The organism is Pseudomonas sp. Con_6, assembly GCF_059379395.1.
Genome location: NZ_CM182011.1, coordinates 1,398,765 through 1,412,977, shown reverse-complemented (window position 1 = coordinate 1,412,977; position 14,213 = coordinate 1,398,765). Strand labels below are relative to the sequence as shown.

The window sequence follows — 14,213 nt, the reverse complement described above, 5'->3', positions numbered from 1 at the left end:
AAAACTCCGCTCACCGAGGCTGGGGTCATTTCTGGTCTTCCTCGCCGAAATCATGGGTTGTGTGTTTCTGCTGCTCTATCCATGTATCGATGTCCTTTCGGGCGAATCGCCACTGACCTCGCACCTTGAACGCAGGTAGTTCTCCAGCCTGGGCCATGGAGTAGACCGTCTTCTCGCCGACCTTTAAGAGCGTGGCGACCTCTTTAACCGTGAACACTTCTTCCCCAAGCATCTGTTCGCTCCTGAAAAGTGACGACGTGGGCAGATTGGCCGGCATGGTCCTGGCCCAAGATCGGCAGGAAAGAGCAAACTTTACCAAACAATGGAGTAGTCTACTAAGCGTGTTAAGTGTTGCACAACACTAAACACCTGAGGTAGGATGCGCAGTATGAGTAGCTTTGGAGAGACGATTCGCGACCTTCGGGTGGCACAGAGCCTTGGCTTACGCGAGGCGGCAGGCTTAGTCGGCATTTCGCCGGCCTACTTGAGCCGTATCGAGCGTGGTAAGGAGTCTCCGCCTAGGCCTGAGGTCATCAAAGCTCTAGCGAAGGTGCTGGCGGCAGATCCCGACGTGTTGTTCCGCCTATCGCCTTCGACTGACCCTGAAGTCGTCGACTACTTGCACACGCAGCCTGAAGCGATGGCTTTAGTGCGATACCTCAAGGAGGCGTCATTGCCCGCAGAGGACGTCGCAAAGTTGTTGGAGCTTGCCGAGTCGCTGTCTCGCCCTACCAAGTAGAGAACTGGGCAGGAGGCCTGCAGCAGGCGGCCCGAGTGGATAGTGAGGTGTTGCGATTTCAGTGGGAGCGGCTTCAATGCGCGGGGGATACGCATGGCACGAATCAGAAAAATCCAGATCGCCAACTTCCGCGGCATCCAGCTGCTGACCTGGTGCCCGACGCCTGGCATCAACTGCCTGATCGGTCCGGGCGACAGCGGCAAGTCCACGGTGCTGGACGCGATCGACCTATGTCTGGGGGCCAGACGCAATGTCCAGTTCTCGGATGCGGACTTCTTCGGCCTGGACATCACAACCCCAATCAGCATCACGCTGACGCTCGGCGACCTCGATGACAGCATGAGGACGCTGGAGGGCTTTGGTGCATTCCTGCGCGGATACCACGCCAACACTGGCGTCGTCGAAGACGAGCCCTCTGCCGGCGCGGAGGTTGTGCTCTGCCTGAACCTGACGGTCGCCAGTGACCTGGAGCCCTCGTGGACCCTCGTCTCCGACCGCGCCGCACAGCAAGGCATCGTCAAGACGCTCGCATGGAAGGATCGCGTCGCCCTGGCGCCCACTCGCATCGGCGCGCTGACGGACTTCAACCTGGGATGGCAGCGCGGCTCGGTACTGAACCGCATCTCGGAAGAGCGAGCCGACGCTTCGGCCGCCCTCGTCAAGGCCGCCAGAGATGCGCGGAGTGGCTTCGGAGACCAGGCCGAACAACAGTTGGGAGAAGCGCTGGGGATCGTCACCACCACTGCTCAGGAGCTGGGCGTCAACATCGGCGCCAAGGCCAAGGCGCTGCTGGATTCGCATTCGGTGTCGTTCGGTGGCGGCACCATCTCCCTGCACAACGAAAGCGGCATCCCGCTTCGCAGCCTGGGCGTCGGGTCCACGCGTCTGCTTGTCGCTGGCCTACAGCGCAAGGCGGCCGGTCAGGCGTCAATCGTGCTCTCGGACGAACTGGAGTACGGGCTGGAGCCGCACCGCATCGCGAGGTTCTTGGGCTCCCTCGGAGCCAAGGAGGCCGCTGCTCCGCTGCAGGTGTTCCTCACCACCCACTCACCCGTGGCGCTGAGAGAACTGTCGGGCGACCAGCTCTTCGTATTGCGCCGCGGCCCCCTCGGCCATGAGGCTCGCCTGGTCGGCGCCGACAATGACATCCAGAGCACGATCCGCCTCTATCCCGAGGCCTTCCTGGCTGGCTCCGTGGTCGTGTGCGAGGGAGCCAGCGAGATAGGCCTGCTGCGCGGGCTGGACTTATACAGGCTTGACCAGAGGAATGCGTCACTGGCTGCATTGGGCGTGGCGCTCGTCGACTGCGGTGGCGGGGAGCCGGATCGACCGTATGCGCGCGCCTCCGCATTCCAGTCTCTGGGCTACCGGGTGATGGTGCTGCGCGACGACGACAAGAAGCCCACACCTGCGGTCGAGCAGGCTTTTGTCGAGAACGGTGGCACCGTCGTCGCCTACCGCGCGGGCCGTGCGCTGGAGGACGAGCTGTTCGGAAGTCTCACGCCGGTTGCCTGCCAGAGGCTGATCGGCTACGCCAACGAATTGCATGGCGACCTGATCGTCGAACACCTGCGCACTGTCTCGAACAACACGCTCACCTTCCAGCAGATCTGGGACGAGATCCAGAACACCGGCCTCCTGTCGGCCGAACGCAGGGCCATTCTTGGTCAGGCGGCGCGCATCCGAAAAGCTGGCTGGTTCAAGCAAATCTCGTGGATGGAGGACGTGGCGAGGACCATCGTTGCACCGGACCTGCATCTTTGCGATCAGGGATTCCGCGCTCTGATGGACCAGGTATTCGGGTGGGCCACTGATGGACCACGTTGAAATCGACCTTCGTGCAATCCAACGCGGAACCGTCACCGCACCGGCCGGCTGCGGCAAGACACAGCTGATTGCCCACGCGCTTGCCGGTCATCGGGGCAACAAGCCCATTCTCGTGCTGACACACACGAATGCCGGGGTCGCGGCCTTGCGTGGCCGGCTGGACCGCGCCGGTGTGCCAGCCAGCGCCTATCGATTGAGCACGATCGATGGCTGGGCTATCCGGCTCATCTCGACCTTTCCGGGCCGCAGCGCCCACGATCCAGAGATTCTGCGGCTGGCTGCACCTGCGCGGGACTACCCGGCTATCCGCGACGCCGCCTGGAAGCTCCTGCAGGCCGGGCACGTTAGTGAGGTGCTGAAAGCCTCGTATGCGCATCTGATCGTGGATGAGTACCAGGATTGTTCGGTGCCTCAGCACTACATCGTCTATTTCCTCTCGTTGATCCTGCCGACCTGCGTGCTGGGCGACCCCATGCAGGCGATCTTCGGGTTCCGGGGCAATACGCTGGCCGACTGGAACCAGCACGTGTGCGCGCATTTTCCTGTCGTCGGGGAACTGGCAACGCCCTGGCGATGGCGCAACGCCGGCGCGGAAGCGCTGGGACAATGGTTGTTGGAGGCCCGCCGGTTGTTGGCGGCAGGGCAGTCGGTGGATCTGCGTAGTGGGCCACCGGAGCATGTGACCTGGATGCAGGCCGTACCACCCAACGACCATGCCCAGCGCCTAGCCGCTGCGAGGACGGCATCGCCAACCGCTGACGGGCGCGTGCTCATCATCGCCGATAGCCGCAACCGAGCAGCACAGCAGAACTTTGCGAGCCAGACGCCGGGCGCTTCGACGGTCGAGGCCGTCGATCTGCAAGACCTCATCGCCTTCGCTAGCAACTTTGATGCGGGGGCACCGAATGCTCTCGCGCAGTTACTGGCGCTGGCGCAGAGCGTTATGACCAATGTGGGCGTGGCGGAGTTGACGCGGCGCCTGGAGTCGTTGGCAAAGGGAACTGCAAGGAATCCTCCGAACGAGGCAGAAAGCCGCGCACTGGCGTTCGGGCGCGCGCCCTCTCTCGCTGCGGCCGCCGCGCTGTTGTCGGAACTGCGGGCACTGCCGAACGTACGTGTGCATCGGCCGGTCATCCTCTACGGGATGCTTAAGGCGCTCCGGGAAGCCTCGTCGGGGGCCGTCCCTCTGGCAGAAGCGGCCCGGCGCGTGCGGGAAGAGAACCGGCTGTTGGGGCGCCCGCTACCAAAACGCGCCGTCGGCAGCACGCTGTTGCTCAAGGGGCTGGAAGCCGAAGTCGCGGTGCTGCTAAATATCGAGGGTATGAGCGCACAGAACCTTTACGTCGCCATGACCCGTGGGTCGATGAAGGTCGTAGTGTGTAGTCCTGGTCCAACAATCGGCTAAATGTACTTCTTGAAGCTCGCCGCCACGATGTTCACCGCCAGTCCCAGCAGAAACGCTGCAGGCAGCAGAATCATCAAAGGGTGCAATGACACCGGTAACGCCAGGTAGGTCACCCACGGCAACACCGCCAGCGGCATCAAGGCCGCCTTCGCCCGGTGGTAGACGAAGCCCGATTCCCGCCCCGCGCCGAACTTGCGGATGTCGCGGCGAACCAGTCCATCGACCAGGCCGACGAAGGCCGCGAGCAGGAACAGCGGCAGCGTGAGCACCAAGACCAGCAGGCGGACGATGAATGTCAGGACGGTGAAGCCGGCGGCAATCAGATAGCGCTCGGTCCAGACATAGACCTGGGCGAGGTAATAGCGGAAGTCCCGGTGCACGCCTCGGCTAGGTGCGCTAGCCTGCGCCGAGGCGTCGCGCATCCAGTCCAACAAGCCCGTCTTCACGAAAACCCACTCGTAGGTGCTCTCCACCAGCCAGCGCGCGGTGCGTCCCGGCTCCTGCACAACGGCGCTCCGGGTGAAATGGGTGGAGAGCTGGTTCAGTTCGTAGTCGAGCATGCCCTGCGCGTGGCGCCAGCCCTGGTCGGGCCAGAACAGGTGCATGCCGACGCATTCGATGACGATGGACAGCAGCAGCGAGGCGACCAACACGCCGAACAGGCGCCATGGCAGCGTGACCACGCTGGCGACCAGGCCGCGCTGGCGTGCCTGCTGTCGCTCGGCGGTCGCGGCGGGCTCTTTCACGATGGCGCCTCTTCATCCGGCGTGCCTTCTTGCACTTCCTCGGCCAGATCCGCTGGCAACGCGTCGTCGTGCGACCGGGGCAGCCCGTTGCCCTCCCACCATTCCCCCGCCTCGGCGTAGTGCTGGCGCATGTAGCCGGCCAGTTGTTGCAGGTCCCGGGGCATGGCTTCGTCCGGATCGGGCGCAGGCAACGGCATGCGGACCTTCCACAGGTTACCGCCTTCGATGAGGGCGAAACACTGCCCCTTGGGCAGGCCGACCACGTGCGCAGGCTCGATGAGTGGCACGCTCGACGTGCTGATGCGGTCCTGCGCGTTGCTGGTGAAGTCGGTCGGACCGTGGATGTCGGAACTGTCGGTGGCGCCGCTGACCAGCGTGGTGGTGTAGACCTCCACCTTCGGCAGTTGTCGTGTCAGCAGTTCGGCGGTGGCGGTCTCGCGCACCCGCAGCATAAACAGGTTGTTGAAGTTGCCGATGACCTGGCCGGCCTTGGCGCGATTGCCGATGCGCGCCTCGATGTCCGAGAGCGTCTGCGTATAGGCCGTGACCTGCATGCCTGCACCGCCACCCTTGTTGATGAGCGGGATGAACTCATCGCCCATCAGTTCGTTGAACTCGTCCGCATGGACATTGATGGCGACCTTGGCATTGGCCGATGCTCCAGGCAAGCCATCGTCGATGCCGTGCTTGTAGATGTGCCCCGCTACCGACACCAGGTCGCTGAACATGCTGTTGCCGACGGCCGCCGCCACTTCGGCGTCGGACAGCGCATCCAGTCCCACATAGACCACGGCCCGCTTCCTGATGATCTGCATCCAGTCGAAGATCGGGCGCGGGTCGGACAGGTCGGAATAGTTCGGCGCGAGCAGTTGCGCGATCTTGCCGGTGGTGAGCTTCTCCAGCAGCGGCAACAGCGAGGCGACGATCTTGTCGAAGTAGGTGCGGTCGTAGCGCACCGCGGAGCGCAGGCCGTCGAGCACCGCGTCATAGGTTCGCGTCTGCGACAGGTACTGCTCCAGTGCCACCACCCGCTTTTCTCGCCCGACCATGTGGCGCGGGATGGTCTTGTCGTTGAGGCGTCCTTCGAGCTGGACGATCACCTCCCAGGCCTTGGGCTCGGTTCGGGCGAAGAAGTGCTGGGCGTACTCGATGAACAGCGCGTCGATGTTGACGACATGGCGCTGGATCAGCAGGTAGTCTGGCCGCTGCCCCAGTTCCACTAGGGCGCGCGCGATGATGTTGACGAAGCGCCAGGCGAACTCGCGGAACGCGGCGCTGTTGCCCTCGCCGGAAAGCTGCCCCGCAACGCGCGTGGCGACCTCCGAGATGCGCCCGAACCGGCCCACGGCGTTGTAGCGTGCCGAGATGTCGGGCCAGCCCAGGTGGAACACGTACATTTCGCCCTCGCGTCCGGCTCGCCTGGCCTCGACATACATGCGCTTGAGCAGATCGGCATCGCCCTTGGGATCGAAGACGATCACCACCTCGTGCTCGCCATGGACCTTGCGGCGGATGTCCTGCGTGATGAACAGTTCGGCCAGGCGCGTCTTGCCCACGCGCGTGGTACCGAGCACCAGGGTGTGGCCCACACGCTCGCCCAGCGGCAGGGTGACGTCGGTCTCGTGCGGCTCGATGCCATGCAGGCGCGGCATGCCACCCACTGGCGGCAAAGGCCGGACCGGGTTGAGCGGGTTGTCCCAGGCCAGTGCCCGCGCCAGCCAAGGCAGCGGCGGCGGCGCGAACTCCAGCCGCTCCTCCAGGCGGCGCGCCAGGCGGTAGAACGTCGTCGGTTCGGCGTAGCGCCGGAACTCGGGCTTGTAGGTCTGCGTCAGCCGATGGGTGTGTCGTTGCTCCCAGCGGAAGCCACGCCCAACGAACAGACGGTACTGGCTCACTGGCACGTCACGGCTCGTCATCACGTAGCGAGGCAGACGACGGATGTGGCGGCGGTACCGCAGGATGGCCCAGGCGTCGCGCAGGCGAATCGCGCCGAAGGCCAGGAAGGCCAGCGCGCTGCCGAGGCCGAGTACCGGATTCAACGCGAGCGACCACGGTGCCACCACGCACACCACCGCGGCGCCTGCGCATACGGCAACGGTGTATAGCTCCACCGCTGGCCGCAGCAGGACTTCGACGGCGTGCGGCTGGGCCATCGGGCAGTTCTCACTGTTCGATGCCGGTGGCGGTCACCAGCACCGGGTAGTGGCGCAGCCCCAGGCGCTCGGCCAGTTCGTCCCCGGACGCCGGTGCCAGCATCAGCCCGGGCGCCAGGGCACGCAGTGACGCCAGTGCCTGCGGTGACTCGACCTGGACCACCAACCCCACGGCCCCGAGCTCGCGCAGCGCCGGGGCACGCTGGCGCAGCCAGGCATGGGAGCGCTGGTCATCACCAACCAGGAACATCGGCGTGAGCCCCGGCGCCTGGATCGCCCGGGGAGCCACATCGCCAGGGGCCAAATGGGCAGAACGCACCGGCAGCATGGCCGCCTCGCCAGAAGGCCCTTCGGGCAGGCGTGGCATCTCGATCCTGGGAGATGGCCTGCTTCCGGTGCGCGGTTGCAGGTCCAGGGCTTGGTAGTAAGGCAGCGCGGAGGCACCGCCGTGATCCTCGACGACGATCAAGGGCGGCGATTGTGCGAAAGCGGCTGGCACGGACACGAGCGGCAGCAAGCCGAGCAGCCACCGCGTAGCCGGACGGAAGATTCGAGGCTTCATGGCAGGGTTCTCCGGGTATCCGCGCCCCGCGCTGGCTCGCCCAGTACGCGGGCCAAGTGGCGGCCAACACTCTGTCGGTAGCGCGCAGCGGGTGCGCCACCAGCGGGACGGTGGTAGCGGCCGATCGTGATCAGCCAGTCCTGGCCCGGCGCGTGCTGCTCGCGCAGGATCTGCGCGGCCAGCGCTAGGTTCCGATAGGGATCGAGCAGTTCGCAGGGGTGGTCGTAGCGGTGACGCTGGTAGCCCAGGTTGATCTGGCCCAGGCCGGCGTCGATGCGGGTGCGCGGCACGTCGCGCAATGCCTGGTGCAGGCCGGCGCAGGCCTCGGTACGGGTGGCGAATCGACGCGATGCCCCGGCCACGTTGAGCGTCCAGGGCCAGGGCACGAGGCGGTCGTGGTACCGGGTGCCACTCTCCTGCAAGGCCACCGCGTACAACACCGCCGCCGGAATGCCCGCACGCTGTGCCGCGAACTGGTAGGCCGGCGGCGGAACCTCCCCGGCCTTCGCCTGGCCGAGTGGCCAGCAAGCCAGCAGCAGGAGCGCGAGACGCGCGAGGCCTACTGCCGCTGCCATTGACCGCCGACCTGGCGCACGACGGCGGGCAGTTCGCCCTGCAGGCCGAGGGACAGCCAGCGGCCACCGTCGTGGTTGAGGGTGATGTGCCGTGCGCGCACTTTCGCCGGGTCAATACGGGCCCGGCGTGCCCATTCACGAATGCGCGCGTCGTCGGTGCGACTGCCGACGACATAGACATCGAACTCGACGCCCGACGCTTGCAGCCGCTGCACGGCCTGGTCGCAGGCGGTACAGCCGTCCTTCACGAAGACGGCGGTTCGGTCGGTGCCTGATGCGATGGTGGTGCCCGCGCCGGTCGGCTTGGCACCGGGTAGGTTGACCCTCGCCATGCCCGGCGCGATCCGTTGCCAGGCGGCGTCGTAGGCACGCTGGTAGGCCAGCGTCTTCTCGACCCGCCGGGCTTCAGCCCGAACCTGCAATTCCGCGTAGCGGCGGCGCTCCTCGTCGGAACGTGCTTCGATACCGAGGGCCGTGAGCGGGTCGAGGCTGGGCGAGTAGACGCCCAGCGGCCCCTGCATCAACTCGCGATAGCGCGTCCATTCATCCGTGCGCAGCCCCCAGTCCTGCGCCCGCTGTTCGTCGCTGCGAGCGATGGCCGCAGGCGCTTCACGGCTCGGCGCCGTCCTGGCCGCGGTGGTTGCGCCGGTGGGCTGCGCGAGCGCCGCCTGCATGGCGGAGGCGGCCAGCAATGCAACCAGCAACGGCGGGGTCAAGTGGCGCGGGACCATCGGTGTGGGCCTCCTTATCGGGGCGGGATGGGCAGCCTGCGGATCTCGTCTCCCTGCCGGAAGACGGCGCCATCGCGCTCGATCCCGTCCAGTCGCCAGCCACCCTCCGACTCTCCGGCGCGCAGCAGGCGGACATCGGCCAGCCCGGTGCCATCGGCAGGCATCACCGACACGAAGTGTTCTCCCGCACGCAGTTCCACTCCGATCAGGCGGAATGAAGGCTCAACAGGCTTGGGTTGGGCCGCCACAGGTTGGGATGGCCGTGGTGCGGGCAGCTTGGGCTGGCGCGAGACCGGGCGGGCTTCCAGTCGCGTGACGCGGGTTTCCAATGCGTGCAGCGCATCGGTGGCGGCGTATTGGGCCTGCGCCAGCTCGATCGCCGCCAGCCGCTGGTCCAACGCCGCGGTGTCCTGCTCGTAGCGCGCCTGCGGCAAGGCGGCGGGCTGAGTATGGCGTTGTTCGATCCGATGCGAGAGGCCGTCCAGTCGGGATTCGAGCAGGGACACCTGCGCGGTGGGCGCGAAGGCCTGGGTCTGTTCCGCCAGCCCGGACAAGGCCATGTGATCCACCAGCACCACCGCGCTGACGAGCAACAACCAGGTTGCGGCCGCGACCCGCAGCAGCGTCGTGCGCTGGCCCGTCGCCGAGTCCCGGATGGTCATGGCGAAACCTCCCGGATCAGCGGAGGGGGCTCCGCCGAACGGTTGATTTCCGGTGGCTTGGGCTCGTGTGGCATATGAGCCTCCCTGAGGCTGCGGATGAAGCACACCTTCCGCTCACCGTCGTCGACCTGCAGATCCCAGACGGGGCCGGCCAGTGTCAAGAGCGCATCGCGCAGCAGGAGCGGGCCGAGCCGGTAGTGAGCCGCCGGCAGCGGCAAGGCCAACAGATCGGTGGACTGCTCATCGCACAGCCGGTAGCCGGAACGCAGAACGAGGTGCCGGAGGGCATCCCCGACGGTGGCGCCCAGCGTGCCGGGGATCTCCACATCCACCACCTGCAGCAACAGGTCGTGCTGGGCCGCTGTGGGCGCGAGTTCGACCAGGGTGTAGCGGCCATACCGCGTCACCGGCACGAACTCCATCACGGCTTCGGGCGCGATGTCGGTGACTTTGGATACGGGCGTCGGTGGCACGGCGTTCGTCATCGCGCAGCCGCTGGCCATGGCGGCCAGGAGCAAGCCGGGCAAACGGATCGGATGGCTGCGTCCGGCAATACGGAAGGGCTGGCGGGATGGGCGCATGGATCGGTGTCCTGAAACAACGAGCCATCACCATCGCCGCGCCGGCCCTTTGTCACAGCAAACAAAGCGAATCCGTCGGCTCCCGATTTGCCGAAAGCAATGCCGGCAACCGCGCGGTCGCCAGGACGCATGTCGGGATCATGCCGCGGCGAATGGTCGTGCCGGGGGGATCTCGCCGCCTAACGCCGCGTCCGATCGTTGATCACGATATAGAAGACAGCCGGCTCGCCGCCTTCATTGCGGAACTCATGCACGCAATCCGAAGGAAAGAACAACGTATCTCCGGCAGCGACGTCGAAGCGCCTTCCGTCGATGACCACGGTAAGCGCCCCCTCATGCACGACGAGAAACTCCTCCACGCCCGCATGGTGCGGGGGGAACTCGACGGACTTGCCCGGAGGCAACACGTTGAAGGCCAGATCGACCGCGCCATCCTCGAACAGCGGCGAAAGAGAACGGCGTTCAAAGCCGGAAGCGGGGTCGTGATAGACCGCCTGGCGCTCCCTGCCATGCAGCCTGGGCTGGCGCGCATGGAATCCCCCCAGGAGTTGAGACAGACTGACCTGCAGTGCGGCGGCAAGCTTGCCCAGCACCGTGGCAGTGGGAACCGACGCGCCACGTTCGATCTTGGAGATCATCGCGCGGCTCACACCCGACAACGCCCCGAGCCGATCGAGGGTGAGCTGCGCCTCCAGGCGCAGACGCCGAAGATTGCTCGGGAGCGCTTCGGCGCGCTCGCCTTTCGGCGTGGTCTGAGGAGCGGAGGAATTCGGCATGGGCCGCAATCAAGTCAGGATGGATGCGTGGGGTATTAATGGCGCTGAAATCGATCGCGCCACGAATTTCTACTATAGTAGAAATTCTCAAATTCAAACAGGAGCATGGCCATGCGTCTTCTGGTGCTGGGTGCAGGTGGGATCGGGGGCTATTTCGGCGGGCGTCTGGCCGCGGCCGGCGTGGACGTGCGTTTCCTGGTCCGGCCGAGACGCGCCGCACAACTCGCCGAGACCGGGCTCGTCATCAAGAGCCCTTTGGGTGACCTGACCCTTCCCGTGAAAACAGTCGTCGAGGCACCGCCGTCCGTGGATGCCGTGCTGCTGGCCTGCAAGGCCTACGATCTTGAGGGCGCGATGACTGCCATCGCGCCCGCCATCGGCCCCTCGACATGCATCGTTCCGCTGCTCAATGGGGTGCGGCATCTGGATCACCTGGATGCGCGCTTCGGCGCCGAGCGCGTTCTGGGCGGCCTGTGCCACATCGGTGTGGCGCTCGGCCCGGCCGGTGAAATCCAGCATCTCAACACGCTGCAGCGCCTCGCCCTCGGCGCACGCACCCACAGCCAGCAGGACGCGGCGCAGGCGTTGCATGGATTGATGGAGCGCGGCGGTTTCGCACCGGTGTTGAGCCAGGACATCCTGCAGGAGATGTGGGAGAAGTTCGTATTCCTCACGACCTATGCCGGCATGACCACGCTGATGCGCGCGCCAGTTGGCGCAATCGTGCAGGCACAAGATGGCGAAGCGCTGGTGCGCCAGATGCTCGGCGAATGCGTGGCGACCGCCGCCGCCTCAGGGTACATCCCATCGCAGGACGCCTATGCCCGCATGTTCACGACGTTGTCCGAGCGCGGGTCCACCGGCACCGCATCGATGCTGCGCGATCTGCAACGTGGTGGCCCCACCGAGCATGAGCACATCATTGGGGACATGCTGCGACGCGCGCATGAAGCTCGACTGGATGCGCCGCTGCTGAGGGTGAGCCTTGCACACATGCAGGCCTACGAGGCGACCCGCATGGCCCATGGCGGTGGATGAGGCCCTGTCTTCCGCTTCCCGGATCAATGTCACCGTCTGGATGACCAAAAAAGTACGGCTCCCGGAGGAGCCGTTGAAGTGAAGCAGTGAAGTTCAGCACACCAACTGCCGTGCCAGCGCGACTTCCACCGAGTCTCCGTCCTGATTCAGGACATCAAGCCCGGACTCCGGCACGTCGCCCGACGTGCTTTGCGACACCATGATCTTCCGGGCCATCAACCCCAGGCAGGTCATCTGCGAGGAGTTGGCGTAGCCCAGGTAGATCACGCGCACCGGCTGCTTCTGGCCGATGCGCCATGAGCGCCGGGCGGCCTGCTGCAGCGAATACACGTTGTAGCCGGACTGGAGGAATACGATGGTCGGGAACTCCAGCAGGTCCAGGCCGGTTTTCACCAGCTCGGGATTGGTGATGAGCACGTCGATGCCACGGTCCAACTGCTCGGCGATCCAGTCCTCGCGGCGGGAAGCATCCACGCTCGCGCGCAGCACCGCCACCTTGAAGCCTTCCTGCTCCAGCAGCACCTTCAAACGCGACGTGGTGTCGCGCGTGCCGGTGTAGACCGAATAGACCAGGGTCTTGCGACCTTCTGCCTTCTCCTGCTTGCAGATCTCGATCAGCTCGCGTTCCTTGGGCATCACCTCCAGCTCGTTGAACTGAGCGGGGACGAACGCCAAAGTATTGCGCGTGCGCGGATGCACCACCGTTTCCGACCGGAAGCAGCAGTCTGGCCAGGCCAGCAGCACGTTGAGCACCACACCGAGCAGCGTCGTGTCCCGCTTCGCCAGGGCCTGCCTCAGCTCTGCGGTCAACCGACCCGCCAGATCGCGGTAGGCCGCGGCTTGCGCCGTGTCCATCGCGACTTCGCGGAACTCCTCGTCGTAGGGCGGCAGCACATTGCCGCCGATGTCCTTCAACTTGAGGAAGACCGTGAACGGCAGAACGCAACGCAGCACGCCCTTCGGGCCGAAGCCCGGCGCCTTGACCGTGCGCACCGATACCTTGGTGCCCTTGGCCGTCTTGTGCGCCGTGCCGGTGCTCTCGGAATAGATGTCCTTGAGCACACCGTGATCGCGCATGAACGCCATCGCGGCCGAGGTCATGCTGCCGCTCTTCGTCGGGCGGTACCCGTCTTCGATCATTCGCCCCGGAAGGGCTCGGAACAGCAGGTGGAACAGGTCGTCGCCGTAGCCGCCCATCAGTGTGCCGGTGAGCAGCAACGTCTTGCGCGCCTTGGCCGCCAACACCCCCATGGCCTGGCCCTGGGCGGAGCCGCCGTTCTTGTACTCGTGCGCCTCATCGGCGATGAGCAGGTCGAACGTGCCTTGGGGAAGCTGCCTCTTGATGAACTCGGACGGCTGGTAGCCGCCTTCGCCGAAGCCGAACTCCATGTTGGCCATCGCGCGTTCCATCCGGTGGGCTTGCCGGTCCGAGAAGACCAGCTCGCCGTTGCCATCCATCAGGTTGATGAACTCGTGGATGTTGTCCCCGAGCATCGACGCGAGGAAGGCGTCACCGAACTTCTGCATCAGCTTCTGCGCGGTGACTTCCCCGATGGTCGGGATGCGCTTCAGGGCCTTGAGCACGGTCGAGGACTGGTCGCTGGCGGACAGGCCTCTGGGACGGATCAACGACCACAGCGGTGCACGGCAGTGGCTGCACTTGCGGCGGGACTCCTCGGCTTCGAGTTCGACCGGGTTGATCGGCTCGCCGTCGAGGTCGGTGATGACATGCCCGCAATCCGGGCAGGCCCCCACGTCGCCGTGAGGCGTGCGCCGCCGAACGAAGACAGGTTTCCAGTGGAACCCCATCCGCATCCGCACGCGGCCCAGGACGAAGAACTCCTGGCCCTGGGCCGGCACGCCTAACTGCTCGCGCAGTTTCAGCAGCTTGACCAGCGTGTCCGGGCCATTGAGCACCCAGACCTTGGCACCGGCCACCGTCTCCTGGATTTCGCGCCGCCACTTGTAGACCAGGTGGGGTGGCGAGAGCACCAGGGTGCGGCGGTAGCCTTCGGCGTTGAGCACGGCGGCGGTGGCAATACCCACCGTCGTCTTGCCGCAGCCCATCTCGCCATTGACGATCGCGGCGCGTTCGCCGCGATCGACCAACAGCTCGGTGACGGCGTGGACCACATCGGCTTGCGCCGGGAACAGCTTGCGCTTGAGCGCGGCGAGGATCAGTTGCCGATGCACCCGCACCTGGCCGGTGTAGACCGGAGGATTGGCGCGGTTGAGCGAATCGAGCAGCTCGTCGCCGAACTCCGATACGAAGTCCTGCAGGCTGAGCGTGAGGGGTGAAGCGGCCGCTTCGAGCAGGTCGCCCTGCACAGCGGTTTCGGGAACGGTTTCGAGATCGAGGGACATGGTGATGCTCCAAAGCAATGGGGCATGCACCTCCCCCACGGGGCGGTGACATGC

General features: G+C 65.6%; 14 protein-coding genes. 4 read left to right on the top strand and 10 right to left on the bottom strand.

Annotation, left to right across the window (positions count from 1 at the left end; translation table 11 throughout):
• Window positions 1–25: 25 nt before the first annotated feature.
• Window positions 26–232 carry a methylation-associated defense system helix-turn-helix domain-containing protein MAD1 gene (gene mads1 / locus AC5QPF_RS06500; protein ID WP_024889608.1) on the bottom strand — a complete coding sequence of 69 codons (207 nt, stop codon included), beginning with the start codon at window positions 230–232 and terminating at the stop codon, window positions 26–28.
• A gap of 147 nt (window positions 233–379) precedes the next feature.
• Here mads1 and AC5QPF_RS06495 point away from each other — a divergent pair, with 147 nt between their 5' ends.
• The 3 genes from AC5QPF_RS06495 to AC5QPF_RS06485 all read left to right on the top strand — a co-directional run bounded on the left by AC5QPF_RS06495 (window position 380) and on the right by AC5QPF_RS06485 (window position 3,971).
• Window positions 380–739 (top strand): helix-turn-helix domain-containing protein, encoded by a 360-nt coding sequence (locus tag AC5QPF_RS06495; protein ID WP_494962501.1) that lies wholly within the window; start codon window positions 380–382, stop codon window positions 737–739.
• Between the two features lie 93 nt (window positions 740–832).
• Window positions 833–2,566 (top strand): ATP-dependent nuclease, encoded by a 1,734-nt coding sequence (locus AC5QPF_RS06490; RefSeq protein ID WP_024889610.1) that lies wholly within the window; start codon window positions 833–835, stop codon window positions 2,564–2,566.
• Complete coding sequence (locus AC5QPF_RS06485) at window positions 2,553–3,971, top strand: UvrD-helicase domain-containing protein (protein WP_024889611.1); 1,419 nt, start codon at window positions 2,553–2,555, stop codon at window positions 3,969–3,971. Before AC5QPF_RS06490 ends, AC5QPF_RS06485 begins: the two co-directional genes overlap by 14 nt.
• On the opposite strand, the gene AC5QPF_RS06480 is transcribed toward AC5QPF_RS06485, so the two are convergent.
• The 8 genes from AC5QPF_RS06480 to AC5QPF_RS06445 all read right to left on the bottom strand — a co-directional run bounded on the left by AC5QPF_RS06480 (window position 3,968) and on the right by AC5QPF_RS06445 (window position 10,757).
• Window positions 3,968–4,717, bottom strand: coding sequence for a TIGR03747 family integrating conjugative element membrane protein (locus AC5QPF_RS06480; RefSeq protein WP_024889612.1), 750 nt, complete (start codon window positions 4,715–4,717; stop codon window positions 3,968–3,970). The genes AC5QPF_RS06485 and AC5QPF_RS06480 overlap by 4 nt on opposite strands.
• On the bottom strand, window positions 4,714–6,870 hold the full coding sequence (gene traD, locus AC5QPF_RS06475; RefSeq protein ID WP_494962500.1) for a type IV conjugative transfer system coupling protein TraD: 2,157 nt from the start codon (window positions 6,868–6,870) through the stop codon (window positions 4,714–4,716). Before traD ends, AC5QPF_RS06480 begins: the two co-directional genes overlap by 4 nt.
• A gap of 10 nt (window positions 6,871–6,880) precedes the next feature.
• Window positions 6,881–7,432: an integrating conjugative element protein gene (locus tag AC5QPF_RS06470; RefSeq protein WP_024889614.1), complete on the bottom strand. Its 552-nt coding sequence runs from the start codon at window positions 7,430–7,432 to the stop codon at window positions 6,881–6,883.
• The gene (locus AC5QPF_RS06465) at window positions 7,429–8,007 is read right to left on the bottom strand and encodes a lysozyme family protein (protein WP_024889615.1); all 579 of its coding nucleotides are present in this window, start codon (window positions 8,005–8,007) and stop codon (window positions 7,429–7,431) included. Before AC5QPF_RS06465 ends, AC5QPF_RS06470 begins: the two co-directional genes overlap by 4 nt.
• Window positions 7,992–8,681 carry a TIGR03759 family integrating conjugative element protein gene (locus AC5QPF_RS06460; protein ID WP_408004949.1) on the bottom strand — a complete coding sequence of 230 codons (690 nt, stop codon included), beginning with the start codon at window positions 8,679–8,681 and terminating at the stop codon, window positions 7,992–7,994. Before AC5QPF_RS06460 ends, AC5QPF_RS06465 begins: the two co-directional genes overlap by 16 nt.
• A 71-nt stretch (window positions 8,682–8,752) precedes the next feature.
• Window positions 8,753–9,400, bottom strand: a complete 648-nt coding sequence (locus AC5QPF_RS06455) for a hypothetical protein (RefSeq protein ID WP_227364586.1) — start codon at window positions 9,398–9,400, stop codon at window positions 8,753–8,755.
• Entirely contained in the window at window positions 9,397–9,981 is a 585-nt protein-coding gene (gene pilL2 / locus AC5QPF_RS06450; protein ID WP_494962499.1) for a PFGI-1 class ICE element type IV pilus protein PilL2, read from the bottom strand. The genes AC5QPF_RS06455 and pilL2 overlap by 4 nt, the downstream gene beginning before the upstream one ends.
• A gap of 179 nt (window positions 9,982–10,160) precedes the next feature.
• Complete coding sequence (locus AC5QPF_RS06445; RefSeq protein ID WP_024889619.1) at window positions 10,161–10,757, bottom strand: helix-turn-helix domain-containing protein; 597 nt, start codon at window positions 10,755–10,757, stop codon at window positions 10,161–10,163.
• 111 nt (window positions 10,758–10,868) lie between these two features.
• Here AC5QPF_RS06445 and panE point away from each other — a divergent pair, with 111 nt between their 5' ends.
• A complete protein-coding gene (panE, locus tag AC5QPF_RS06440) occupies window positions 10,869–11,795 on the top strand; it encodes a 2-dehydropantoate 2-reductase (protein ID WP_024889620.1) in 927 nt (308 codons plus the stop codon).
• Between the two features lie 93 nt (window positions 11,796–11,888).
• On the opposite strand, the gene AC5QPF_RS06435 is transcribed toward panE, so the two are convergent.
• On the bottom strand, window positions 11,889–14,159 hold the full coding sequence (locus AC5QPF_RS06435; RefSeq protein ID WP_024889621.1) for a helicase-related protein: 2,271 nt from the start codon (window positions 14,157–14,159) through the stop codon (window positions 11,889–11,891).
• Window positions 14,160–14,213: the final 54 nt, after the last annotated feature.